General features: G+C 65.0%; 26 protein-coding genes and 2 pseudogenes. 1 reads left to right on the top strand and 27 read right to left on the bottom strand.

From position 1 onward, the window contains the following. Positions 1 to 42: 42 nt before the first annotated feature. From trbG to ADT71_RS16070, 20 genes and pseudogenes are all read right to left on the bottom strand, one after another. On the bottom strand, positions 43 to 1,059 hold the full coding sequence (gene trbG, locus ADT71_RS16165) for a P-type conjugative transfer protein TrbG (RefSeq protein WP_054438467.1): 1,017 nt from the start codon (positions 1,057 to 1,059) through the stop codon (positions 43 to 45). Continuing rightward, the gene (trbF, locus tag ADT71_RS16160) at positions 1,056 to 1,745 is read right to left on the bottom strand and encodes a conjugal transfer protein TrbF (RefSeq protein ID WP_054438465.1); all 690 of its coding nucleotides are present in this window, start codon (positions 1,743 to 1,745) and stop codon (positions 1,056 to 1,058) included. Before trbF ends, trbG begins: the two co-directional genes overlap by 4 nt. Further along, positions 1,742 to 3,106 carry a P-type conjugative transfer protein TrbL gene (gene trbL, locus ADT71_RS16155; protein WP_054438463.1) on the bottom strand — a complete coding sequence of 455 codons (1,365 nt, stop codon included), beginning with the start codon at positions 3,104 to 3,106 and terminating at the stop codon, positions 1,742 to 1,744. Before trbL ends, trbF begins: the two co-directional genes overlap by 4 nt. A 3-nt stretch (positions 3,107 to 3,109) precedes the next feature. Continuing rightward, complete coding sequence (gene trbK-alt, locus ADT71_RS16150; protein WP_054438461.1) at positions 3,110 to 3,397, bottom strand: putative entry exclusion protein TrbK-alt; 288 nt, start codon at positions 3,395 to 3,397, stop codon at positions 3,110 to 3,112. Between the two features lie 20 nt (positions 3,398 to 3,417). Continuing rightward, a complete protein-coding gene (gene trbJ / locus ADT71_RS16145) occupies positions 3,418 to 4,194 on the bottom strand; it encodes a P-type conjugative transfer protein TrbJ (protein ID WP_054438460.1) in 777 nt (258 codons plus the stop codon). After that, positions 4,191 to 6,647, bottom strand: a complete 2,457-nt coding sequence (trbE, locus tag ADT71_RS16140) for a conjugal transfer protein TrbE (RefSeq protein ID WP_054438458.1) — start codon at positions 6,645 to 6,647, stop codon at positions 4,191 to 4,193. Before trbE ends, trbJ begins: the two co-directional genes overlap by 4 nt. Before the next feature lie 11 nt (positions 6,648 to 6,658). Beyond that, complete coding sequence (locus ADT71_RS16135; RefSeq protein ID WP_054438457.1) at positions 6,659 to 6,940, bottom strand: VirB3 family type IV secretion system protein; 282 nt, start codon at positions 6,938 to 6,940, stop codon at positions 6,659 to 6,661. Then, positions 6,940 to 7,272 carry a TrbC/VirB2 family protein gene (locus tag ADT71_RS16130; RefSeq protein WP_009450539.1) on the bottom strand — a complete coding sequence of 111 codons (333 nt, stop codon included), beginning with the start codon at positions 7,270 to 7,272 and terminating at the stop codon, positions 6,940 to 6,942. Before ADT71_RS16130 ends, ADT71_RS16135 begins: the two co-directional genes overlap by 1 nt. After that, complete coding sequence (gene trbB / locus ADT71_RS16125) at positions 7,269 to 8,249, bottom strand: P-type conjugative transfer ATPase TrbB (RefSeq protein WP_054438455.1); 981 nt, start codon at positions 8,247 to 8,249, stop codon at positions 7,269 to 7,271. The genes ADT71_RS16130 and trbB overlap by 4 nt, the downstream gene beginning before the upstream one ends. A 145-nt stretch (positions 8,250 to 8,394) precedes the next feature. Further along, a complete protein-coding gene (locus ADT71_RS16120; protein ID WP_054438452.1) occupies positions 8,395 to 8,856 on the bottom strand; it encodes a CopG family transcriptional regulator in 462 nt (153 codons plus the stop codon). 10 nt (positions 8,857 to 8,866) lie between these two features. Further along, positions 8,867 to 10,851 (bottom strand): annotated as a pseudogene (locus tag ADT71_RS16115) (conjugal transfer protein TraG). A gap of 232 nt (positions 10,852 to 11,083) precedes the next feature. Continuing rightward, entirely contained in the window at positions 11,084 to 12,205 is a 1,122-nt protein-coding gene (locus tag ADT71_RS32215) for a DUF3363 domain-containing protein (RefSeq protein ID WP_231635940.1), read from the bottom strand. Positions 12,206 to 13,432: 1,227 nt separating this feature from the next. Next, complete coding sequence (locus ADT71_RS16105) at positions 13,433 to 14,155, bottom strand: lytic transglycosylase domain-containing protein (protein ID WP_369818283.1); 723 nt, start codon at positions 14,153 to 14,155, stop codon at positions 13,433 to 13,435. Positions 14,156 to 14,361: 206 nt separating this feature from the next. Continuing rightward, entirely contained in the window at positions 14,362 to 14,697 is a 336-nt protein-coding gene (locus tag ADT71_RS16100) for a DUF736 domain-containing protein (protein ID WP_054438534.1), read from the bottom strand. A 68-nt stretch (positions 14,698 to 14,765) separates the two neighbouring features. Continuing rightward, positions 14,766 to 15,290: a S26 family signal peptidase gene (locus ADT71_RS16095; RefSeq protein WP_369818282.1), complete on the bottom strand. Its 525-nt coding sequence runs from the start codon at positions 15,288 to 15,290 to the stop codon at positions 14,766 to 14,768. A gap of 17 nt (positions 15,291 to 15,307) precedes the next feature. Next, positions 15,308 to 15,826, bottom strand: coding sequence for a DUF2840 domain-containing protein (locus ADT71_RS16090; protein ID WP_054438445.1), 519 nt, complete (start codon positions 15,824 to 15,826; stop codon positions 15,308 to 15,310). Beyond that, positions 15,823 to 16,077, bottom strand: coding sequence for a hypothetical protein (locus ADT71_RS16085; RefSeq protein WP_054438442.1), 255 nt, complete (start codon positions 16,075 to 16,077; stop codon positions 15,823 to 15,825). The genes ADT71_RS16090 and ADT71_RS16085 overlap by 4 nt, the downstream gene beginning before the upstream one ends. Continuing rightward, complete coding sequence (gene parA / locus ADT71_RS16080) at positions 16,074 to 16,727, bottom strand: ParA family partition ATPase (RefSeq protein WP_054438441.1); 654 nt, start codon at positions 16,725 to 16,727, stop codon at positions 16,074 to 16,076. The genes ADT71_RS16085 and parA overlap by 4 nt, the downstream gene beginning before the upstream one ends. Before the next feature lie 215 nt (positions 16,728 to 16,942). Next, positions 16,943 to 17,776 (bottom strand): annotated as a pseudogene (locus tag ADT71_RS16075) (replication initiator protein A); the annotation flags it as partial. Further along, positions 17,777 to 18,049, bottom strand: a complete 273-nt coding sequence (locus tag ADT71_RS16070; protein WP_054438436.1) for an AlpA family transcriptional regulator — start codon at positions 18,047 to 18,049, stop codon at positions 17,777 to 17,779. Positions 18,050 to 18,514: 465 nt separating this feature from the next. Here ADT71_RS16070 and ADT71_RS16065 point away from each other — a divergent pair, with 465 nt between their 5' ends. Further along, positions 18,515 to 18,808: a DNA -binding domain-containing protein gene (locus ADT71_RS16065; protein ID WP_369818278.1), complete on the top strand. Its 294-nt coding sequence runs from the start codon at positions 18,515 to 18,517 to the stop codon at positions 18,806 to 18,808. A gap of 38 nt (positions 18,809 to 18,846) precedes the next feature. On the opposite strand, the gene ADT71_RS16060 is transcribed toward ADT71_RS16065, so the two are convergent. The 7 genes from ADT71_RS16060 to ADT71_RS16030 form a co-directional block, all read right to left on the bottom strand. Beyond that, complete coding sequence (locus ADT71_RS16060) at positions 18,847 to 19,254, bottom strand: DUF2285 domain-containing protein (RefSeq protein ID WP_231635930.1); 408 nt, start codon at positions 19,252 to 19,254, stop codon at positions 18,847 to 18,849. Positions 19,255 to 19,414: 160 nt separating this feature from the next. After that, entirely contained in the window at positions 19,415 to 19,630 is a 216-nt protein-coding gene (locus ADT71_RS16055) for a transcriptional regulator domain-containing protein (protein WP_054438429.1), read from the bottom strand. A gap of 309 nt (positions 19,631 to 19,939) precedes the next feature. Further along, positions 19,940 to 20,785, bottom strand: coding sequence for a DUF932 domain-containing protein (locus ADT71_RS16050; RefSeq protein ID WP_054438425.1), 846 nt, complete (start codon positions 20,783 to 20,785; stop codon positions 19,940 to 19,942). A gap of 398 nt (positions 20,786 to 21,183) precedes the next feature. After that, on the bottom strand, positions 21,184 to 21,501 hold the full coding sequence (locus ADT71_RS16045) for a DUF736 domain-containing protein (RefSeq protein ID WP_054438423.1): 318 nt from the start codon (positions 21,499 to 21,501) through the stop codon (positions 21,184 to 21,186). Between the two features lie 742 nt (positions 21,502 to 22,243). Further along, positions 22,244 to 22,735 carry a type II toxin-antitoxin system YhaV family toxin gene (locus ADT71_RS16040; protein WP_054438421.1) on the bottom strand — a complete coding sequence of 164 codons (492 nt, stop codon included), beginning with the start codon at positions 22,733 to 22,735 and terminating at the stop codon, positions 22,244 to 22,246. Position 22,736: 1 nt separating this feature from the next. Continuing rightward, complete coding sequence (locus ADT71_RS16035; protein ID WP_054438418.1) at positions 22,737 to 23,072, bottom strand: type II toxin-antitoxin system PrlF family antitoxin; 336 nt, start codon at positions 23,070 to 23,072, stop codon at positions 22,737 to 22,739. A 97-nt stretch (positions 23,073 to 23,169) separates the two neighbouring features. Further along, positions 23,170 to 23,586, bottom strand: coding sequence for a hypothetical protein (locus ADT71_RS16030; RefSeq protein WP_054438416.1), 417 nt, complete (start codon positions 23,584 to 23,586; stop codon positions 23,170 to 23,172). Position 23,587: the final 1 nt, after the last annotated feature.

Genomic DNA, 23,587 nt, shown 5'->3' with positions numbered 1-23,587 from the left:
TGGTGGTGTTCGCTGCGGCTTCTACAGGGGTCGTTTCTTCGTTCATGATGGGGATTCTCCGGTCGCCTTTGCCGGCTGTGCAGCCTGCCGTTGCTCGATGCGGACGATCCTGACCGTCTGCTGGCGGTCGCCGCTGCCAAGGCGCAGTTCGGCCGCGCCGAACAGGCGGTCCACGATCAGGATGTTCTGGTGGATGCGGCTGTTGACGATCTGGGCCTCGCCATCGGAGCCAATGACGAAGATCGGCGGCATCTCGCCCTGCACGATGCCACGCGGGAAGACGACATAGACGCGCCGGCCGTCGTCGAAGACGGAGATGGGCCGCCACGGCGGACTGTCTCCGGTCAGGCCGTAACGATAGTTCCGCGCGGCCTCGGCCGGGATGATCGGCGCGGCAGGAACGGTCTGACGCTGGCCTGCCGGCTGTGCCGGATAGGCCCAGGCGACTGACGGCATATAGAGGGCTTCACGAGCGCGCAGCTCGATCATGTAAGTGCGCCGGTCGGTGGTCACGACGAGGTTGGTGGTGATGTCGGGCCGTGACGGCTTCACGAGAATATGGACGCGGCGCGACGTTCCGCTGCCGCTCTCGGTGTCGCCTATGATCCAGCGCGCGGTATCGCCTGCTGCGATCGGTCCCGCGCCGGTCAGGCTCTCGCCGGGTTCGAGCGCAATGGTGGTGATCTGTCCCGGCGCGGCATAGACCTGATAGAGCGCGCCTTCCGACCATGGATAAATCTGGATGGCGTTATAGTAGCCCTCGCGGCGCGGTTCGACGCGCGCGGCGGCGTTGGCGTTCTCGACACGGCCTGCCGGTGTCCCGGCAGCGGTTCCGCCGCGCGCGACCGTCCAGGCGGGCGGCGTGTGCAACGGCCGGGGCCGGTCGTTAGTGACGGCGGCCTGCACGACCGGGAGCGATGGCACGTCGGCATCGTAGCTGAACTGCGGCACCTTGTTGGTCGCGCAGCCGGCCAGCATGGTGGCGGAGAGCAGCAAAGCCGGAAGACCGGATTTACGGAAAGCCGGAAACGCGGCTTTGTGGAACGGCGCGCGGATCATTGGCTCATCTCCCGCGACCATGAGATTGCATTGACGTAGATGCCGAGCGGATTGGCGCGCAGGCGCTCGGCGTCGCGCGGGGTCTGGATCACGATGGTCAGGATCGCGGTCCAGCGTTCGGTCGTGGCGAGCTGGCCGTTCTCATAGTGCCGTTCCGTCCAGGCGACGCGGAAGCTATCGTTCGATGCCCGGATGACGCTGGAAACCTCGACAGCGACCTGTTGCCGACCGACCTTCGTGAACGGATCGTTGCTGCGCGCATAGTCGTTCAGGGCGGCCGCGCCGCGATCCGTGGTCCATTCATAGGCCCGGAGCCAGTTCTGCCGGACGATGATGGCGTCAGCCGGAATCGCGCGGACCTGCTCGATGAAGCGGCCGAGGTGCCATGCGATCTGCGGATCGGTCGGCCGGTAATCGGCAACGGCCGCCGCGACGGTCTGCGCCTGGCCGAGCTTGTCTACCTGCACCACCCACGGCACGACGGTCCCGCGCGCGGATTGCCAGACAAGGGCGGCGGCGAATCCGGCCGAAAGAATCAGCGAGCCGAAGGCCATGTAACGCCAGTTCTTCGCCTGCACGCGGGCGGAGCCGATGCGCTCGTCCCAGACCTGTGCAGCACGCTGGTATGGCGTCTCGGGTTCCGGCGATTTGCCGTAATGGGTCGCTGGTCGTTTGAAGATGCTCATGAGCGGTCACTTTCGGAAAGATTGACGGAAGAGCCGCCGCCGTGGCTGTCGCCGGAGCGCACGGCGTGGGCGGCCATGGAGGTGCCGTGGTTCATGGCCTGGGATCGCTGCATCCGCTGCGCCCAGGCCGGGGGACTGCCAGCGGGGGAAGATGCTGCTGCGGCTGCGGGGGCGGCGCTGTCACCTCCGACCGTGCCTGCGGTGGAGGAACCGCCCGTCACGCCAAAACCCGCGCGTGCGCCATCGGAAAGGCTGGATTTGACGCTTTCCGACGCTTTGGAAGCGGCGTGCTTCAGGGGGGAGACGGCGGCGGAGCCGGCGGCGCGGGCCATGCCGCCAAGGCCGGAGGCGATGCCTGCCGCGCCCGACTGGCCGAGTGAACCCATGCTGTAGGCTGCGCTCGCCGCGCCTGCTGTGGCAGCACCGCCCCGGATGGCCGCGGCTCCACCGGACAGGGCGGCAGCGCCTCCCTTGACGGCGAGACCGGCCGCACCGCCTGCGGCAAGGGCTGCACCGCCCACGGCAAGGCCGGTGCCAACGGCAGCGTCCGCGCCAAGCTGCGGGCCGCCCGACACCAGACCGGAGGCGATGCCGGGACCGAAGATGCCGAGACCTAGGAGCGATAGGGCTGCGAGCACGATCGCCATCGCATCGTCGATGGTCGGGGTGGCATCACCGAAGCCTGCGGTGAATTGTGAAAACAGCGTCGAGCCGATGCCGATGATGACGGCCAGCACCAGGACCTTGATCCCTGACGAGATGACATTGCCAAGCACGCGCTCGGCCATGAAGGCGGTCTTGCCGAACAGGCCGAAGGGGATCAGGACGAACCCCGCCAAGGTGGTCAGCTTGAACTCGATCAGCGTCACGAAAAGCTGGATCGCCAGAATGAAAAAGGCGAGCAGAACCAGCGCCCAGGCGAACATCAGGCAGGCGATCTGGATGAAGTTCTCGAAAAAGCTCCAGTAGCCCATCAGATCGGAAATGGAATCGAGCAGCGGGCGGCCCGCGTCGAGGCCGGTCTGCGCCACCTTGCCGGGACGCATCAGGTCGGCGGCGGAAAAGCTGGTGCCGGAGGCTTTCAGGCCAAGACCAGCGAAGCTCTCGAAGACGATCTTCGCCAGGTTGTTCCAGTTGGAAATGATGTAGGCGAACGCGCCAACGAACAGGGTTTTCTTGACGAGCCGGGCGATGATGTCGTCATCCGCGCCCCAACTCCAGAACAGGGCGGCGAACGTCACGTCGATGACTATCAGAGTGGTGGCGATAAAGCCCACCTCGCCGCCGAGCAGGCCGAACCCGCTGTCGATGTAGGACGTGAATACGCCGAGGAAGTTGTCGATGACGCCGGTGCCGCCCATGGTTCACTGTCCCCCGTTCTGATGCGGGGCGGCGGGCACCGGCGTCCGGCCGAGAAACCTGTCGCGGTTCTCGGCCCAGGTGGCGAGGCAGTCAGGATCGCTCGCGGCAGCCTCGCCGAGGCGCTGGCAATCGCGCAGGCTTTGGCGCAGCGGATCAGCAGGACGCTGTAGTTCCGCCGCGGTCCTGCCGCGCTGCGGCTCCTCCTGCCGGGTCATCTCGATCACCGTGGCGGTGATGGCGATTGCGACGAATATGATCGCGCCCAGCCGGGCCAGCACCTTGCCGTCCATGTCGCGCCCCTCCTGTCCGGTCAGTTGTTGCCGTTGCCGAACATCTGCGCGTTGCCGGGCTGGTAGCCCGATCCCGGCGTCAGGAAGCGTTCGCGCTGGATGCGTCCCTGTTCGGCGGCGGTGGCGCGCTCGGCTTCGATCAGCGCCTCCGAACGGCCATTGGCCGACATCAGCGCGACCAGGTCGGAAAGCTGCTGCGACTGGAGGGCGAGAAGCTGATTGCCGGCCTGCGTGGCTTGCAGCGCGCCGGTCGCGTTCTGGCTCTGCCCGACAAGCTCCGACATCTGCGTGCGGTTGGTGTCGATATTGCCGACGACGCCGGCCTGCACGCGCATGGCATCCTGCAAGCCGCCGACCGTGTTCTGCCAGCGGGACCGCGCGCCGGCGACAAGCTGGCCGTCGGTCGCGGACAACGAGACGTTGCCATATTGGGTCTGGAAGATCTGATCGACCTTCTGCACGTCGAAGGCGATGTTCTGCGCCTGGCTCAAAAGCTGCTGCGTGCGCTGGACGTTCTGTTGCAACGTCTGAAGCGACGAAAATGGCAGGCTCGCCAGATTCTTCGCCTGATTGATAAGCATCTGCGCTTCGTTCTGAAGCGACGTGATCTGGTTGTTGATCTGCTCGAGCGTGCGTGCGGCCGTCAGCAGGTTCTGCGCGTAGTTGGTCGGGTCGTAGACGATGCGGCCGAATTGCGCATGGGCCGGGCTGGTCAGCATGGTCGATAGCGCAAGCGGCGCGACCAGCATGGTCGCGGCCATGAGAATGGCGCGGGAGCGGGAACGGTGAATAGTCATGATAGGGACTCCTTTTCGGTCTGGGGGATGAGATTGGTAAGGTCCGGGATCAGGTCGGCCGCCCAATCGACGCCGCGCAGGCGCAGCCAGGCGGCAAGGAAGCCGTCGCGGCCGTGTTCTGCGACAAGCCCGGCGATGCGTTTGTGGTCGGATTTCGCGGATGCGGTGCAGAGCGCCAATCCGACTTCGGACAGGCCTAGCTCGAACAGCCGGTTGCCGCGCCGAGACTGGCAGTAGTAATCCCGCTTGGGCGTGGCCCGCGCCAGGATTTCGATCTGCCGGTCATTGAGGCCGAAGCGCCGATAGATGGCGGTGATCTGCGGCTCGATGGCGCGTTCGTTCGGCAGGAGCAGGCGCGTCGGGCAGCTTTCGATGATGGCGGGCGCGATGCTGCTGCCGTCGATGTCCGACAGGCTCTGCGTGGCGAAGATGACGCTGGCGTTCTTCTTCCTGAGCGTCTTCAGCCATTCGCGGAGCTGATTGGCGAAGCCTTCATCGTCCAGCGCCAGCCAGCCCTCGTCGATGATGAGCAGCGTTGGCCGTCCATCAAGCCGGTCGCCGATCCGATGGAACAGATAGGCGAGCACGGCCGGCGCCGCGCCGGTTCCTACCAGCCCCTCGATCTCGAACGCCTGCACATCCGCTGAGCCGAGGTGTTCGGTCTCGGCATCGAGCAACCGGCCATAGGCCCCGCCGATGCAATAAGGCCGCAATGCCTGTTTCAGATCGTTGGATTGGAGCAGCACCGTCAGGCCGGTGATGGTGCGCTCCCCGACCGGAGCCGACGCGAGCGAGTTCAGCGCTGTCCAGATGTATTCCTTTGTCTCGGGCGTTACCGGCACACCTTCGCGGCCGAGAATGGCGGCGATCCAATCGGCGGCCCAGGCGCGTTCATAGGTATCGTCGATACGGGCGAGCGGCTGGAGCGAGACGGACGCCTCGTCGCCTTCCGTCAGCCCGCCGCCGAGGTCGTGCCAGTCGCCTCCCATGGCGAGCGATGCGGCCCGGATCGAGCCGCCGAAGTCGAACGCGAAGACCTGAGCGTCGGCGTAGCGGCGGAACTGCAAGGCCATGAGCGCCAGCAGCACGGACTTGCCCGCGCCGGTCGGGCCGACGACGAGCGTGTGGCCGACATCGCCGACATGAAGGGAAAACCAGAACGGGGTCGAGCCTTCGGTCTTGCCGAGGAACAGCGGGGGCGCGCTGAAATGCTCGTCCCGTTCCGGCCCCGCCCACACGGCCGATAGCGGGATCATGTGGGCAAGGTTGAGCGTCGATATGGGCGGCTGGCGGACATTGGCGTAGGCATGTCCGGGGATCGAGCCGAGCCAGGCATCGACGGCGTTGACAGTCTCGGGCATCGCCGTGAAGTCGCGGCCCTGAATGATCTTTTCGGCGAGGCGCAGCTTTTCGTCGGCAATGCGCGGGTCGGCATCCCAGACGGTGATGGAGGCCGTGACATAGGCCATGCCGGCGACATCGGCGCCAAGTTCCTGTAACGCCATGTCGGCGTCGAGCGCCTTGTTGGCGGCATCGGTGTCCACGAGGGCAGACGCCTCGTTGGTCATGACTTCCTTGAGGATCGCGGCGATGGACTTGCGCTTGGCGAACCACTGCCGCCTGATCTTCGTCAGCAGCCGGGTAGCATCGGTCTTGTCCATGAGGATGGCGCGGGTGCTCCACCTGTAGGGGAACGGCAGCCTGTTCATCTCGTCGAGCAAGCCGGGCGTCGTCGCGGTCGGGAATCCGATGATGGTCAGGACGCGCAGATGCTGGTCGCCAAGACGCGGCTCCAGCCCGCCGGTCAGCGGCTGATCCGCGAGCAACGCATCGAGGTGCATCGGCACCTCCGGCACGCGCACGCGATGGCGGTTGGTCGAGATGGTGGAATGGAGATAGGTCAGCGTGCCGGCGTCATCGAGCCAGCGGCATTCCGGCATGAAGCCAACGAGCAGCGCCAGCACGCGGTCAGTGCGGTCGATGAAGCCGCGCAGCAACTGCCATGGATCGACGCCGGATTGTTCGCGGCCCTCATAAAGCCAGGTTTCGGCGCGGGCGGCGTCCTCGGCGGGCGGCAGCCAGAGGAAGGTCAGGAAGTAGCCCGACACGAAATGCGCGCCGGCTTCCTCGAACCCGGCTTTGCGCTCGGCGTCGAGCAACGCGGATGCGGCTTCGGGAAATTGGCTCGCAGGATAGGTCGCGGCTTCGGAGCGTTGTGCTTCGACGAAGATGCTCCAGCCGGAGCCGAGACGGCGGACGGCATTGTTGATGCGGCCGGCGACGGCGACCAGTTCGGCGGCGACGGCGGAATCCAGATCGGGACCGCGAAACTTCGCCGTCCTCTGGAACGAGCCATCCTTGTTCAGCACGACGCCGGAGCCGACGAGTGCTGCCCAGGGCAGGAAATCCGCGAGGCGGCTGGCGGTGCGGCGATATTCAGCAAGGTTCATCATGTGCGCCTCCGTCAGACCGCTAGAAAAGCCGGGATGCGCAGATGCCTGCGGCCGACCTCGACAAAGAGCGGATCGCGCTTCGCGGCCCAGACGGCGGCGAAGTGGCCGATGGCCCAGATGGCGAGGCCGACCAGCCAGAGGCGCAGGCCGAGGCCCACGGCCCCGGCCAGCGTGCCGTTCATGATGGCGATGGAGCGGGGAGCGCCGCCGAGCAGGATGTGCTCGGTCAACGCCCTGTGGACCGGGACTGTGAAGCCCGGCACCGCGTCCAGTTGTTCGAGGCCGCCCGCCATCAGATGAGCGCCCCGCCGCCGAACGAGAAGAACGACAGGAAGAAGCTCGACGCCGCAAACGCGATGCTGAGGCCGAACACGATCTGGATCAGGCGGCGGAAACCGCCTGACGTATCGCCGAACGCGAGTGCCAGGCCGGTGGCGATGATGACGATCACCGCGATGATCTTGGCGACCGGCCCTTCGATCGACTGAAGGATGGATTGCAGGGGCGCTTCCCAGGGCATCGACGAGCCGGATGCGTGTGCGGCGGGCGCCAGCATCAGGCTGATGGAAACAGTGGCTGCGGCGGTCGCCATGATGCGGCAGCCGCGTGAAATCGTGCGGATCATGAGGGGTCTCCTTTCGAGGTGGTTGCGGGGGTAATGGCGTAGTCACCGTCCGATCCCAGTCCCTCGACGCGGGCGAGTTCGGCCAGCCGGCGCGCGGACCCGCGCCCGGAAAGGACGGCAACGAGGTCGATGGTCTCGGCGATCAGCGCGCGCGGGACCGTGATGACGGCCTCCTGAATGAGCTGTTCGAGACGGCGCAGCGCGCCGATGGCGGAACCGGCATGGATGGTGCCGATACCGCCGGGATGTCCCGTTCCCCAGGCTTTGAGCAGGTCGAGGGCTTCCGAGCCGCGCACCTCGCCGATGGGAATGCGGTCGGGGCGCAGGCGAAGACTGGAGCGCACCAGATCGGAAAGCGTCGCCACGCCATCCTTGGTCCGCATGGCCACAAGGTTGGGCGCGGCGCATTGCAACTCGCGCGTATCCTCGATGATGACGACGCGATCCTGCGTCTTCGCGACCTCGGCGAGCAGAGCGTTGGTCAAGGTGGTCTTGCCGGTGCTGGTGCCACCCGCGACGAGGATGTTGGCGCGTGCCGCAACGGCTTCGCGGAGAGTCATGGCCTGATCGGTGGACATGATGCCGGCCGCCACATAGTCGTCGAGCGTGAACACCGCGACGGCGGGCTTGCGAATGGCGAAAGCGGGTGCGGCGACGACAGGCGGCAGAAGCCCCTCAAAGCGCTCGCCGGTTTCGGGAAGCTCTGCCGAAACGCGGGGCGCGCGGGCGTGAACTTCCGCACCGACATGATGTGCGACCAGCCGGACGATGCGCTCGCCATCGGCGGCGGATAGCCTCTCTCCCGTATCGGCCAGACCTTCGGACAGCCGGTCGATCCAGATGCGACCATCCGGGTTCAGCATCACCTCGATGACGCCGGGGTCTTCGAGAAACCGCGCGATGGACGCGCCCAGCGCCGTGCGCAGCATCCGCGCCCCGCGTGCAATCGCCTCCGGTTTCTGGTGATGTGTCGTCATGTCGGCCCCTTGTTCTCGCGGGGCGTGACAGACGGACCCCGCAACGGGGTCGATTAAAAGAGCCTGAAATCAGGCCGATTCAACAAGTATCTAAGAGGATGCGGTGATCGGCGGCTATCGGCGGCAAATAGGATGGGTTGAAAATCTAGGCAGCATCGCCATCGGTATCGGTCTGATCTTGCGGCGGACTGTCGTGAAGCGAATCCATGTCGCGCGACAACTCTTTCAGGAACCTATCTCCGGTCGCCAGCCTGCGACCGAGATTCTGCATGAAGCCCTCGAACCGCTCATTCCCCTTGATGCGTGCGGATTGCTTGGCGCTGTCCGGCAACGGTGGGGTCATCGTCAGCCAGAAATGGACGAACAAGGAAAGGGTCTCGCCGAGCACGGCGAGATCTTCGTCCAGCGTGCCGATCTGGCGGCCGATCTTGTCCAGGCGGCGCGACATCGCCGCTTCCAGCCGATCCGATGTGTCGCCCGACAGGAAGGATGCAACCGCCGCCTCGACGATGGCGGACTTAGACACCTGACGGCGCAGCGACAGTGCCTCAACCTGTTTGAGCAGTTCCGGGTCGAAATAGACATTCATGCGAGTGCGGGTCGTCATTGGCTCCCTCTCAAAGCTCGATGCCGTCGCCGGGGTCCAACGACGCCTGCCGGGCGATCATCCGCATCCGGGAGCGCAGCGCGCGGGCCTTGGCGGCATCCACGTCCGGCTCGTCGTCCAGAATGTCGAACTCCTGGGCTGGCGGGGTCGGCGGCGGGACGATTTCCTCATGCTCGGGCAATTCCGGCTCGCGGCGGATGCCGGCATTGTCGGGATCGCCCTCCGCGCCACTGGCAGCGGTCGTTGCTGGCTTGTCCGCCCCTACGATGACGCGGCTCGTCCAGTCGTCGGTTGCCGGCTTCGTCGCCGGACCAGATGGCAATTCGGGCGGCGGCAGGATGCGCTCCTGCAACCGCGCGTCCTCGAAATAGCGGGCCTTCTTCGCCCGGATCGGCGGTGTTCCCGCTACCATGACGATTTCGTCGGCGGGCGGAAGCTGCATGATCTCGCCGGGGGTCAGCAGCGGCCGCGCCGTCTCCTGTCGTGACACCATGAGATGCCCCAGCCAAGCGCGAGCCTGTGGCCGGCATAGTTGGTGGAATCGCGCATCTCGGTCGCGGTGCCGAGCGAGTCCGACACCCGCTTGGCGGTGCGCTCGTCGTTGGTCGCAAAGGCAACGCGCACATGGCAGTTATCGAGAATGCTGTTGTTCGGCCCATAGGCGCGCTCGATCTGGTTGAGAGATTGGGCAATCAGGAAGGATTTGAGGCCGTAGCCCGCCATGAAGGCGAGCGCGGATTCAAAGAAGTCCAGCCGCCCCAATGCCGGAAACTCGTCCAGCATCATGAGCAGGCGATGCCGCTTGCCGGATAGGGTCAGTTCCTCGGTCAGCCTGCGGCCGATCTGGTTGAGGATGAGCCGGATCAGCGGCTTCGTCCGGTTGATGTCGGAGGGCGGAACGACAAGGTAGAGCGTGACCGGCTCCTGCCTGCCGATAAGATCGGCAATCCGCCAGTCGCAGCGGTCTGTGACGCGCGCTACGACGGGATCGCGATAGAGACCGAGAAACGACATGGCGGTGGACAACACGCCCGACCGTTCGTTCTCGCTCTTGTTCAGCAGTTCGCGCGCCGACGACGCGATGACGGGATGGACGCCTGCCTCGCCCAGGTGCGGCGTGTCCATCATCGCGCGCAAGGTCGCCTCGACGGGGCGGCGCGGATCGGACAGGAAGTTGGCGACGCCGGACAGGGTTTTGTCCTTCTCGGCATAGAGAACATGCAAGATCGCGCCGACCAGCAGGCTATGGCTGGTCTTTTCCCAATGGTTGCGCTTGTCGAGGCTGCCTTCGGGATCGACCAATATGTCCGCGATGTTCTGCACGTCGCGGACTTCCCATTCGCCCTGCCGCACCTCCAGCAACGGGTTGTAGGCGGAGGACTTCGCGTTGGTCGGATCGAACAACAGGACGCGGCCGTGCCGGGAACGAAAGCCCGCTGTCAGCGTCCAGTTTTCTCCCTTGATGTCATGGACGATGCAGCTTCCTGGCCAGGTCAGCAGCGTCGGCACTACAAGGCCGACGCCTTTGCCCGACCTCGTGGGAGCGAAACATAAGACGTGCTCCGGCCCGTCATGGCGCAGATAGTCGCGATCGTATCGGCCGAGCAGAACGCCATCCGGGCCGAGCAACCCGGCGCTACGGATTTCCCTGTCCTCGGCCCATCGCGCCGAACCATAGGTCGCGACGTTACGGGCTTCGCGCGCCCTGATGATCGACATGAGGATGGCGGCGGCAATGGCGAGGATGCCACCCGACGTGGCGATGGCCGCACCCTCCATGAAAATCGCGGGCGCATAGGCGTCGAAGGAAAACCACCACCAGAAGAAGGCGGGTGGATGGTAGAATGGCCAACCGGCCAGATCGAACCACGGGCTTCCGAGCTGGGGCTGAAAGCCGAGCCGGAACGCCACCCATTGCGTCGCGGCCCATGTCATCACCATGACAATGGTGATGACGACGGCAATCTGCCCCCAGAGTATTCTGCCTCCGCGCATAGTGGCTCCAATCGGCAAGAGAGGTGGAGCCGATTAGAAAATGGCCAAATTCGCAGGGATCAACAACAAAGGCGCAGTCGTAGGGCTGTCGGATACTATCGGCGGCAAATCGGACGGGTTGCGATGGCACCATTCCGGCACTCTCTTGGAATCAGGGATCGCGACTCGACCGGCAAGTAAAAGCCATTGGTGTCTGGACTTAGATTGAAGGGCGTTATGAGCGCGGAATTCCTCATAGTCCCATTCCTCGCTGCCGCCCCAACTGCCACGACACCGATCCGCCCTGCACGACACCCATGACCTCGCGGCCGAGTTGGCGGTCTATGACTGGCCGCCACGGGACAAGGGTGAACTCGTGGCTCTGCTCGACCACGGCGAACTTGCCGCTCGATAGCTGCACCGCTCCGGTGAACTTGCCGCTGATCTTCTCGCCATCCGCCGCCGCCCGGAACGGCAGCGCCTTGCTCTCGGCCATCTCCGTGCCGACGCGGGCGACTTCGCGCTCTCGCAGCGTGGCGAGAAGGCTGCGCCGATAGAAGATGCGGCCATCCCGCGCTCGGGTGGCGTCACCCTGTTCGATATGATGTTCGCGGCGTTGATCCATCGCCTCGCGGACCTGTTGCCCGAAACCGGCCGGAGCGAGATCCGATGCGTCGGGTGTAACCAGCCGCCGGTCGAGCCAGGTCGCGCCATCCGAACCGATCTGGCTTTCCAGATTGAAGGTCGAAATGACGCGGATGCTGGCCTGCCGGTTGCGGCTGGCGTCATAGGCGGCGGCGCGGCTCTCGAAATCCTCCGGTATGCGCCATTGATCGGCGTCGACCCGCTCGACGATCCCGGAGCGGCGAAGCGCTTCCAGCCGACGCACGTGGGCATCGACAAATCCCTCATAGTCGCTACCCGGAACGCCGCCGTCGAACTTCGCCTGTTCGAGATGGCGGCTCGGCCGGTAGATGCCATCCTCGGCGATGGCGGCAATAGTCCGGTCGGATGGCCGCTGCGCCGTGTCGGCCGGGCCGATCTCGATGACGCTGCCGATCCGCGCATCCTCGACGCGAACCGGGTCGATACCCGGAACATGATGCGTCCGGCCGTCGATGCCGTCCACCACAAGGGTCAGGTTCTCGCCCATCTCATCGGTGAGATACTTGTCCACGACGCGGCCGACGATGGGCGTCTCAGGCGCGGCATCATGAAGCTGGAAGGTCATCGGATCGCGCTCCAGCCCATCGGCCTTCAGCGCCTTGTGCATATTGCGGATGATGTCGCCGCGTTCGCCCAGCTCGCGCAAGGTCGGCTCCATGCGCTCGCTCAATTCCCAGACGCCAGGCGCGTGTTCTGTGGCGAGGCCCATCTGCTCCAGCTTGCCCAGACGGCGCAGGCGCAGCGTCCGGTCGAACTGGCGACGCGGATCGTCGGGTTCATGGCGCAAGTCGATGAAGCGTTCATCGGCTTCCTCGGTCATCGCGCGGTCGATGCGGGTGAAGCGGTCATGGTCGACTTCGGCCGACAGCTTGCGGGTCTGCTCGATCTCCGTGACGGGACCAAGCTCCAGCGTGGTCAGCTCGCTCGCTCGCTCGCGGATGCCGTTGGCGAGATAGTCGCCGTTGACAACCAGATTCTCGCCCAGTTCGTCCTTGCCCCGGACGATGACATGCACATGAGGATGGCCGGTGTTGTAGTGGTTGACCGCCACCCAATCGAGTTTCGTGCCAAGGTCAGTTTCGATCTGGCGCATTAGGTCGCGCGTGTGTGCGGTCAGGTCGGTCAGGTCCGCGCCGTCTTCCGGCGAGACGATGAACCGGAACTGGTGGCGATCCTCCCTGCCGCGATCAAGGAAGGCTTGCGGCTCGGCGCGGTCGTCGGTCGCGGAATAGAGCTGGCCGCGCTCGCCATCGCGGGAGGTGCCGTCGCGCTGGATATAGCGCAGATGGGCGGCGGCCTTGCCGTTCTTTCCGGCCTGCTGGACATAGCGGGTTTTCACGACGACGCGGCGCATGCCGGGCGCGCTGTGCTTCCAGCCGCCGGATAAGGTGCGGGCACGGACGAACGACGCGCCGCGCCCACGCCGCACGCCCGGCCCGCCGCTGGTCCGTGATGCCCTGCCGCCTTTTGTGGTGGCTGACGATCTGGAGCGGGGCGCGGACGATGCGGATGACCGCGACGGGCTGTTGCTGTGCTGCCGCGCCAGCTTCTTCGCCTGCGTCAGAAAGCTCTTGGCCTTGCCGAGCTTGGGGGCATCAGCGCGGATGCGGCCGGGCTTCGGCCGGAAGCGGTTCTCGTCGTCGGCGCTCATGGCTGCGCCTCCGGCCAAAATCGCGGAAAATCGCGTGTTCGGCGGCCATGGTGCCGGTCGAAACCCAGCAAAGCCAAGGCGTTGCGCACAATCACGCTCGCGCCGTCCAAAAACAGGGTGCCGCTCGCGGCTCCCCTAACCAGTGTGCAGACAACAACAATTTCAGAAATCCGGCCAGCGTAGTGCCGGTTTCCTTTATCTTGCCCTCCCTTCCTGCCTTCTCTTCTGCCCTTCCTGCCTGGCTGAACACCGGAACGGATCGCGCCGAGCGCGGGAGCACGCCTCTCATGGCGCACTCCCGTCGTCGGCGCGAGCCACGAAAATGCTGCCGGTCGGCGGCTCCGTATCGGCATCATCGCGCACCGGAACGGTCGCGCGGATGTCGCCGGACTGCGCTTCGGACGACGGCGTGGCGGCAGTCCGCATGTCGGTCGAGCGCGTGACGAACAGCGGAGCCGCGCGCCAGTCGGGCGGCGGTGGCGGTGCTGGCGCGGGTGGTTCACTCTCGGCCGAGCCGCCCAGAACCGGCGCAAGCGCGGCGACATAGGCGCGCGTCTCGGCGGGCAAAGCGCGACCTGTCGTGCGATCTTCGTCATAGCGGCCGGGACCGGCATTATAGGCTGCGAGCATCGCGGCGACATTGCCGTAACGGTCCCACATTTCGCGCAGATACGCCGCGCCCGCCATGATGTTGTCGCGTGGATCGTAGGGATCGCGGCCGAGGCCATGACGGACGCGCAGGCCCGCCCAGGTGTCGGGCATGACCTGCATCAATCCTATCGCTCCGGCCGACGAGATTGCGCGCACGTCGCCCGCGCTCTCGGCGCGCAGCACGGCGCGAATCCAATGCTCTGGAACGCCGAAACGCTGCGCGGCTTCGGTGATGAAGCCGGCAAAAGGATCGGCGGGATTCACGCGCGCGACGGGTGCCGCCTGCGCCGATACGGCTACCGGACAAGCTGCGACCGCGAGCACGCCAGCCAGCAGGAGAGCGGCATATCGCACGATCTCCCTGCCTCCGTTCGACCTCCAGCCTGCCAGCGTGCTCGCTGCGGTCAAGGGCAAGGCGCGAGCGCCGGCCAGAGGCCGCCCCTGACCTTCGCTGCGCGCGCCGGCCGGCCGGTGGCCGAGCGGGACGACGGGATGAGACGGCTTTTCCGCGAACAACGGGATGAGGGTTTTGAACGCGGGGATGACGCGATAGCGCATGGCTTTCAGTCCCGCCCGCCGCGCGGTTTCGGGCGGTTCCAGTGCAACGACCACGCCGTCTTGTCGTTGCTGTTCTGGAAAAGGTTGGCGCGGATCGGCTGCGGCAAGGCGGGATCGTCGATCACCAGCGAAATGTAGTCGCCGGCCTTTTCGCCGACTTCCTTCCAGCCCGCACCGACCTCCGGGCCATCTTCGGCCCCGTGAAGGACGCGATAGGCGGGCGCGTTCTCCGCATCCGATGGTTCGGCGGGAACAATGGTGAGTTCGCGGTAAAGGGTGAGCGTATGAACACGGCCGACGAAGGTTTCATTTTCGGCGGTGAATTGACCGATCTGAGGCATGACAGTCTCCTTGGCGGTGTGGTTGAAAAGACCATCGGCGGGCACCGCTCCCGCTGATGGGAAAGCGGTCATTGCGTCGGCGCGCGCCATTCGTAGCGGCCGTCGCCTTCCTCATCGGTCCAGAGCGGCAGCGCCCGGCCGATGACGGAATTTGCGGGGATAGGTCCGAAATACCTGCCGTCCAGGCTGTCGCGGACCTCCCAATTCATCAGGAAGATTTCGCCGTCGCCGATCACGCGGCAGCCCTGCCAGACGGGTAGATCGCGGCCGATCCGGTCGCGCTCCAGCGCTTCGCCCATCTCCACGCCATCGACGGTGATCGTGCGGTCGGTGCGGCAAACCCGCTGTCCGGGAAGGCCGAGGACGCGCTTCAGGAGCGGCACGCCGCGCCCGACATAACCGCGCTCGACCATGAAGTCGGCGAGCGGTTCGGGCGGCATGATGGCGACCAGCTCGGGCACCTCGATCCGCTCGGTCGATTCGACGGTGTAGAAGCCGATGGGCGCGCTGGTGGTGGCGTTCCAGATCAGTTTCGTGGGCGTCGGGATGAACGCCGCGATGCCAACGCCCATCGCCGCGAAATACGTCACCATGACGTAGCCGAACCGCGTCATGGTTCGATCCTCCGGCGGTGGAGCCAGGCGGCGTGTCGTTCCGGCGTGTAATCGCGCGGCTCCAGACCGGCGGTCAGGCGGTTGTGGACGTGCCGCCAGTGATCGGGCGCCGCGTCGGCCGGATCGAGGCCGAGGGCTTCCACCGCGTCGATGGCGGCCAGCGCGCGCTGCACCTTCGCCCAGCTATCGAGGCGCAACAGGATGTCGCCGCCGGGGCGGACGAAAGGCAGCATCTGGAACGGCTCGCCGCGGCCGATGGCGCGCACGATGTCGATGCGCGAAATCACCGTGCCGTGCTCGCCGGCCGCCCAGCGGACGAAGGTGAAGACGCTTTCCGGCGCGAAGCCGACAAGGCTGCGGCGACGGTCGATGATCTGTTCGTAGCTCTTGCGGCCGAACCGTATCCAGCGCTCGACCTTGCGCTTGTCGAAAGTCAGTTCGACCAATGTGGTGAAGGGCGCAGGTCCGTCCGGCAGCGGACGGCCGTGCAAGCGGCGGGCCGCGTTGCCGGTCATATCGGATCTCCTTCGGTGGATGGAAATTCGCGGGCGAGCAGGTCGCGCAGCATGTCGGCGACCGTGATGCCGCGCCGGAAAGCGGCGACCTTGATGCGCCCGCGCATCTCGGGCGTGATGTCGATCGTCAGGCGGGCGGTGAACGCCTCGCCAGCAACCTTGCTGGGGGACGGCGTGTCGGCAGCCTTGATCCAGCTATCGGGATCGCCCGGCCGGGACGCGAAGCCGGGCTTACGGGTGCGTCCGGTCATGGCGCGGACCTCCCGATACCGATGCTGTCGATCTCGGCGGCAAGCGCAGCAATCTCGTGTGTGGCCCGGCTGTCGGCGTCGATCTCGGATGCGAGCCGGCCGGACTGCGCGGCATCGGCGAAGACGACGCGCTGGCCGATGGTTTGGCCAAGCAAGGGCGGATCGTGGTCGGCCAGCGTCTCGGCCGTCTCGCGGGCGATGACGGTGCGCGCACCGCAACGGTTGAGTACGAAACGGGCGGCGAGGTCGGGCCGGTAGATGCGCGCTTCCCTGAGAAGCGCCAGCATCTCGGCCGAGGCCCAGCCGTCGAAGGGGGATGGCTGCACCGGGATCAGCACCAGGTCGGCGGCCAGCAGCGCCGAGCGCATCAGAGCGGCGACACGCGGCGGCCCGTCGATGACGACGTGATCGGCGTCGCGGGCCAGCTCCGGGGCCTCGCGGTGCAAGGTGTCACGCGCCGGGCCGATGGTGCTAAACAGCCTCGGCAGCCCTTCATGGCTGCGCGTCTGCGACCAGTCGAGCGCAGAGCCTTGCGGATCGGCGTCGATCAGGATGACGCCCCGTCCTTCAGCCGCCCAGGCTCCGGCGAGATGCAAGGCCAGCGTGGTCTTGCCAACGCCACCCTTCTGGTTGAGGAGCGCGACGATCATGGCGCACCTCGCCGGCCAAAAGCAGCACGGTTATCGGCACTGGCACCGGCACCACGGATCGCGTGCGCGCGCGTCAAAGAAGAAGAGTTAGATTCTTTGTTAGATTCTTCTATAGAGTCCGGCGAACGATTTGCGCCTAATGTCCCGATACTGCGTGCGCCTAATGTCCCGATAGGATTCACATGGTTATCCACAGGCACTGTGGATAGATTTTCGGGGAGAAAACGCAGCAGTTCGCGCCCGTCTTCCCATTCGCTCTGGAGTAGGTAGCCGGGCAAAGACTGCCGTGCCGCTATCCGGCGCAGATCGAGGGCAAAGTCGGATGGCCGCGCCGCGCTGCCGGATTTCTGGTGAAGGTGAGAAACCTCGAACGCCCAGCCGTCGGGCTGGCGTCCGGCGTGCTTGCGAGCGACACGGTAAAGCCAGCGCTCGATGCCGCCAGTCAGCCGGAAATAGGCCGGGTCGATGGTCAGGACCAGCGAGCGGTCGATGACGCTGTTGTAGAACCATTCGGGCAGGACGAACTCCATGCCCTCGACGCGACCGGCGCGCGTCGTCATTTCCTCCCACTCGTTGATCCATGAGAATTGCCGCCGTCGCCAATGCTTGCCGTTGCGGATGGTCGTGGCGATGACGGTGGATTGCAGGCGCGAGAGCGCGGCCTTGAGCAGCAGATAGTCGCGATTGCCAGTCGCCCGCCCGATCGAGCGCAAGAGCTGATAGGGCATGAAGCGGAAGAAGCGCGACGTGGGGATGCCGTTGTTCTCGGCCGCGACGATCTGGGAAGCGGCCCAGATCAGCACATCGGCATCCCAGATCGTGGCCATGCCATGTTCGGGCATGGCCAACACCTGCACTTCGACATCAGCGGCGCGGTAGAGGATCGGCGTGGTGCGGGGCCGCTTCGCCAGCGAGAAGAAAGGCCGCTCCATCAGATCGCGCTGGTCGCGCGGGGCAGCGTCTCCGGTCGCCACCACGAAGGTGTCCAGGCGGGTGCGCTCGCTATCCTCGGTCGGCTGCGCGGGTCTGGGATCGTCGTCGCGCAGCATTTACAGCTCGTCCCGCTCTTGCGGCGTTAGCGGACGCGCGGGAAAGACCGTGCCGGCGTTCTTGTCGCTGGTGGATTTGCGGGTGCCGATGGCCGACCATGATTCCAGATCGCGCACGGCGTAGAGGACGCGGCCACCGATCTTGCGGTAGGTCGGGCCGGTGCCATAGGTGCGATGCTTCTCAAGGGTGCGGATGGACAAGCCGAGGAAGCGCGCGGCTTCCTTTGTGCGCAGCAGGCGCGGCGGCAGGTCCGCATTGGAGCGGATGGCCATGGAATCTCTCTCTCCGGTTCGTCAGGCAGGCGCTGTCGAAGCGACAGCGGGCTGTGGCGAACGATGGCGAGGGATCGGCGGCCTGTAGCGTGCCGCAGTTGCGCCTATGCGCTGGCGGCACCCCCCATTCGGGTGATAGTCAGCCGGAAAAGGCGAGAGATTTCAGCGTTTCACCACCTGCGGCGCGGATTCGGTCAAGACAATCGCGCGCGCATCGGCTAAGGGTGAAAGCGGAGCAGACGCACTGCTCCGGGGCGTCGAAACCCCTCTGTTACCGTTTGGTGCCGGCCGTTACGGCACCGCACTCCTTGACCTATGGTCGGGGAGCCTGTGGCGTATACAACAGGCTTTCCGAGCTAAAGGCCATGGGGCCGTGTAACAGCGGTTTCGAACTCCCCGATCACCAGGAGTCAGAGAGTCTTATCTGCGGGGGCGCACCGCAGGCACTCTCCTGAAGGAAGGGCAATGACGATGCGAACGCCCGTCGAACTTGATCCCGATGTGGATGACGTAGCGCCGACAGGCGATGAAATCACCACCTATGACGAACGGCATTTCGTGACCTATCTGCGCCTTCTCGACGCCAAGGCCGAGGACGCCGACTGGAAGGAAGTGGCGCGAATCGTGCTGCACCGCGATCCGGTTGCCGAGGAACTGCGGTCGCGCCGATGCTGGCAAAGCCATCTCGAACGGGCGCAATGGCTCTCGCGGGAAGGCTACAAGCGGATTCTGGAACAGGCCGCCGCCAACAAGGCGTAACGCCTCGGCATCGGCGGCAACGTGATTACTGACCGAAATCAGGTTTTACCGGGTTTGACCGGATAATGCAGTAACAAGCGATAGCCGCCGCGCATCATCCTGATGCCGTGGGCGACAAGACGGCGGGCCTTGTTCTTGGCTGGATCGGCCTCGAAATCCTCCTTCGTTCCCTGAAAGCCGAGCAGGACTTCGGCGATGGCGCGATAGCTCTCGCCGCGCAGGCGAGCGTCGAGCGCGCGCAGGGACAGGATATGCCATTCCCGGAGCTGGTCGGGCAGGACGCCGATGGGCGGGCCAGGCCGACGCCGCGTGAGGGATCGCCAAAGGCGACGCGCCGCATGGATGCGAAGCTCCAGAAACGAATCCATCGGCAAGGTCACGGCATAGAAAGCGGCTGCGTCGGGCACCGCGTCCGGCAACCAGAACTGGTGCGCGATGTCGCCCACCTGCCAGACGCCGTGCCAGCCATCGGCCGCGCGGCGTAGATCGAGACCGTCGAGATGGGCGAGAGCGACCAGCGGCTCCGTTTTTGCGGCCTCCTGTTCGACAGGCGACAGCATGACCGCCTGCGGCTGAAGGCGCGGCGACCAGAACGGGGGCTGGCGATCAGCCGGTGCGTCGGGATCGTGTGCGAAATCGCAACCCCCAGCGCTGCGCGAACCGTTCCAATTGCCTCGCGCCGGGTTCTCCGGTCAGCGCAATGGCGTTAAAGTCATGGCGATATTCGTCGTTGCGACGAAGATATTCCCAGGCGAAACCGGCGGCGGGCAGATTCTCGGTGTGCTTATAAGCCGCCGGAGCACGCCAATCGATGCTAAGCATGGCGTCTTCTCCCAATTTCGGGCCGTGCAGAGACAGGCCCGAACTGGAAGTCTGCGAGATTTCGGCAGGTAGCTGTAGCCACGCCAACGATATAAGTGGTTCTGCTAACTCGATAGATACATTGGTTATTTTTGTTTTAAGAGTGCTTGCCTTGATTCGCGAGCCGGGCCTAGCCCGGCGAGCGCCGGCCGTGTCCCGGCATGGCCGCGCCGCGATCCGCTGAGCCGGATCGGCGCAAAAATTGAGGAACCTGAAAGCCTGAAAAGCGGAAAACCGTAGAGCCGGTTTCCCGGCTCTACGGATTGGCGGTCATTGGGTCTTGAGGCGCTGCATCCCTTCGGCCAGCGTCCAGAGCGCGCGATTGAGGGTCACGTTCTGGTCGATTCCGTTGATGGGACGGGTCTGGCTGCGGCGGATACGGCCTTCGGAGTTACGCTTGCGGCCATGGAGTCCACCCCGGATGATATTTTCCTGAATGGTGTTGTAGGTCATCCAGAGGCTTTGCCCGGCATCCTCGCGGCGGCGCGGTTCGATGATCTGTTCCGGGCGGACCGGGCTTTCATCCTCGCCATACCGGGCGACAAGGCTGGCTTCGGCCAGAACTCGGCGCTCATCTTGGCCAAGCTGGATTTCCTTCATGGTTTCGCTGGCGTCGATCAGCCGGGGAAAATCCTCCGCGACCGTATAGACGCCTTCGATAATGTCATGCTGGATATTGCCCTTGTGCGGCACGCGCACGTCCTCGAACCGCTCGCCCGCCACAAGACTGTTGGTGCAGACGAAACGCAGCATCCCGGCAAACATCTGGTAGCTACTCGTTCCGTCATGCGAATTGACGATGATGACTTCCGCCGCCTCCGGCTTGCCGATGCCGTCATCCCGGCGCAGGCGCAGCATATGCTTGGCGTGGCCGTGGCGGCTCCCGTCACGCGGAACCGACTGGACGGCGAAGAACGGGAACCATCCTTCGCGCCGCAACCCCTCCACGATGTCGATGGTGGGGACATAGACGTAACGCTCCGACCGGCTGTCATGCGCCTCGCGGGCAAAGATGGACGGGACATGACGATAGAGCGCTTCGTTGTCGAGTGCTTCGCGCCCGCTGATCTGGTGGCTGTTGCGGCCGAACCGGGTGGCAAGGTGATGATAGGTCATGATGTTGATCCTTATGGGTCTGGGTTGGAGCGCAGCGCTGCGCTGCAACCCTGGCCGTCGCCGAGACCGGGGGGTGCAAGGCGCAAGGGCGGACGGGCGGAGGGGGATCACCCGGCCTGCACAAGCGGATCGAAGTCGTGACGAAGGTGCGCAGTACATATCCGCGCGGAAGGCTGGGGATACCGCCCGGCCGCCCTTGTGCCGCGCCAGGGGGCAGCGCCCCCAAGCAACCCGCCCGGTCAGAGCGAAGCGGAGGCCGGGGAGAAGATCTGATCGGGATACGCGAAACCTGAAAATCGGAAAGTCGTGTATCCTGATCTCCTTGTCTCCTGAAAGGCGGCGGACATGAGCAAAAAGAAGCCCCGCTCGGTTGAGCGGGGCAATTCCGGGAGCCGGTCTTAGTCGCCGTTGCGGCGGGACCAGATGAGGTTGTGGGCTTTTCCGTCCTCGGCTTCGACCAGGCTGGCGTAGATCGGTGCGGGGAAGCTCGGATCGTCCAGCTTGACCGAGAGGTATTCGCGCTGCGTCTCGCGGGCGGTCTTCTTCCAGGCCGCGCCGAACTCGGTAGCGCCCGCGAAGATGCGGAAGTCGGGGCCGCGCTCGCTGTCGCCCTCGCTGGGGACGAACTTGGCCTTGACGTTGAGGGTCAGGGTCTTGACCGCGCCGGTGAAGCCCGCGCCGTTCTCGTTCTGGGTGAAGGTGCCGATGGTCGCCATTGTCGTATTCCTTTTCCTGTCGGGCCGCACCATTGCGACCTCGATGGTGGTCGTGAGACCGGGGACGATCGGCCCCGCACCCCTTCGGGGCTGGAACAAAGTGGAAGGCGGCCGGCGACGGCTTTTTTTGCTTCGCGATGCAAAGCCGAAGGCGGCGGAAAAAAGCTGGCGGCGGACGTTGCGGGAAGACGAGCGAGGCGAAGCCGATCTTCGGTCAGACCGTGCCAATCGAGGACGCGGATGGAGCGCCCGTTTCAGGAAATCGTGGGAATACGGCAAATGGCGGCCGTCCTGCGCCGCGCCGGGATCGGGGAGGCTGCGCCGGTCGCCTTGGCTGCGGTCTTTTCATCCTGACCTTCAAGGCCAGTTCGTGTGCTGCCAGTGGGCGTTTGCAGGCGAGGCTTCGTCTGACCTTCGCCGGTGCTGGCGTGGCCGGAAGACCGCTTGCGGGCCGCACGCCATACCTCGCCACGCAGATGATCCGAGTTTCCCGGCGCTGATCCGCTCGTTCATCGAAGTGGACGGAAAGTCCGACCTCGTGGGTCTGCCGCAACGGCGACTAAGACCGGCTCCGGGAATTGCCTCTCCAGCCGGATGGGGCTTGCCGCGAAATGTCCGCCGCCGCCCTTGCGTTATGGGATTGAAGCCGAATGGCGGAAACGCGGCGAAGGCGTGGTTCCGGCGCAGCCGAAAGCCCGGCCCGGAGGGCAACGCCCAATCCTGTGACGTTCTACAGCGTCTGTTATGGTTTCGGGGGCGAGGCTTTTTCCAGCCGATCAACCGCCTTGGAGTCGGAAGCCTCCTTGTGAAGCGTGTCCCAATCGTCAGGCGGATTGCCGTCATCCAGCATCCCCTTGAAGACCTTATAAGCGTCCGTTTTGGAGCCGTAGGTCCGCAAGCTGTTTTCGTCGTTCACCCAGGCGAAAATGATGACCTTGCTGGCGCTGCTGTAGCGGAAAAAGAGCCGGAAACGACCATTGCCGAACTTGGCGCGAAACCAGTGCTTGCGGTCATCGCCAAGAGTCGCGCCTTGCCGATAGATGGATGCTGTCGGGTCCGATGGCACATTGACGGTGACAAGCTGGACCAAGGACGCAAGCAACTTGGCGTCGGCGGCTTTCTGATAATCGCCCGGTTTCTTTGCTTTGAGCGTGTCGACCGCCTCGATCAGCTTTTCCCACTGATCTAGAAAGAGTGGGTGTGCGAGGACGGTCCAGCCATTGATCGTCGGCATATCAGATCGAAACGTCCCCCTCGATCTCGGCATCGAGATCGACCGTCATGCCCGACGTCAGGGCAACAGCCCGGTCGAGCAAGGATTGCGGGAACGGAAGAACGGATTTTTCGGGCTGCTTCGCCATGTCCCGCGCGAGAAATTCGAGAAAACGGTCGATCACGGGATCGGCGGTTTCTTCAACCTCGGCCTTCTGGACATAGACGCGGTGCTGCTCATCAATGAGAAAAGCAATGCGTCCACCATAGTCAACGCCCAGCGCCTGCCGAACGGACTTCGGCACGGTGGTCTGTCCCTTGGCGGTGATGGTGCTTTCTTCTTTCAGCAACGCTCCCATGGCGGGCCTCCATAAATCGGTGGAGTGGAATGTAAGGAATATTCCTTATCATGTCAAGATTGACCGCCGCCTTGCTCTGCCAGCCGTTTCCGCACCATTACTTCGCGGGCTGGCCGACACCGTTCACCAGACGCGCGAAGGCGGAGAAGCCGACGAATCCGCCACCAGCAATGCAGAAGATTTGCCGCCAGATGTCGGACGGCACCGCCTCCTTGGTGACGCCATGGACCAGCGCATAGCCCGCGACGGCGGCGGGCGCGGTGAAGATCAGCGCGACAATCAAGCGGATGAAAGGCGAACGGATCGTCTCGAACAGCCCGGCCAGAATGCCGAAGGCGGCACCAGCAGAAAGTAAGCCGACGAGTCCCGCGCCGATCAGGCCCGATCCTGTCTGGTAGGCGAATTGTGCTGCGGCCAATCCTACGAAAAAGGGCAGCGCATAGACGGCGAGATTGTAGGCGAGGACGCAGAGAAGCGCGACCAGCGCAACGCTCATGAACATGACGGCGACCATG

This window comes from Novosphingobium sp. ST904 (assembly GCF_001298105.1).
Taxonomy (GTDB): domain Bacteria; phylum Pseudomonadota; class Alphaproteobacteria; order Sphingomonadales; family Sphingomonadaceae; genus Novosphingobium.
The sequence above is the reverse complement of the archived record's forward strand: the minus strand, read 5'-3'. Positions and strand labels throughout refer to the sequence as shown.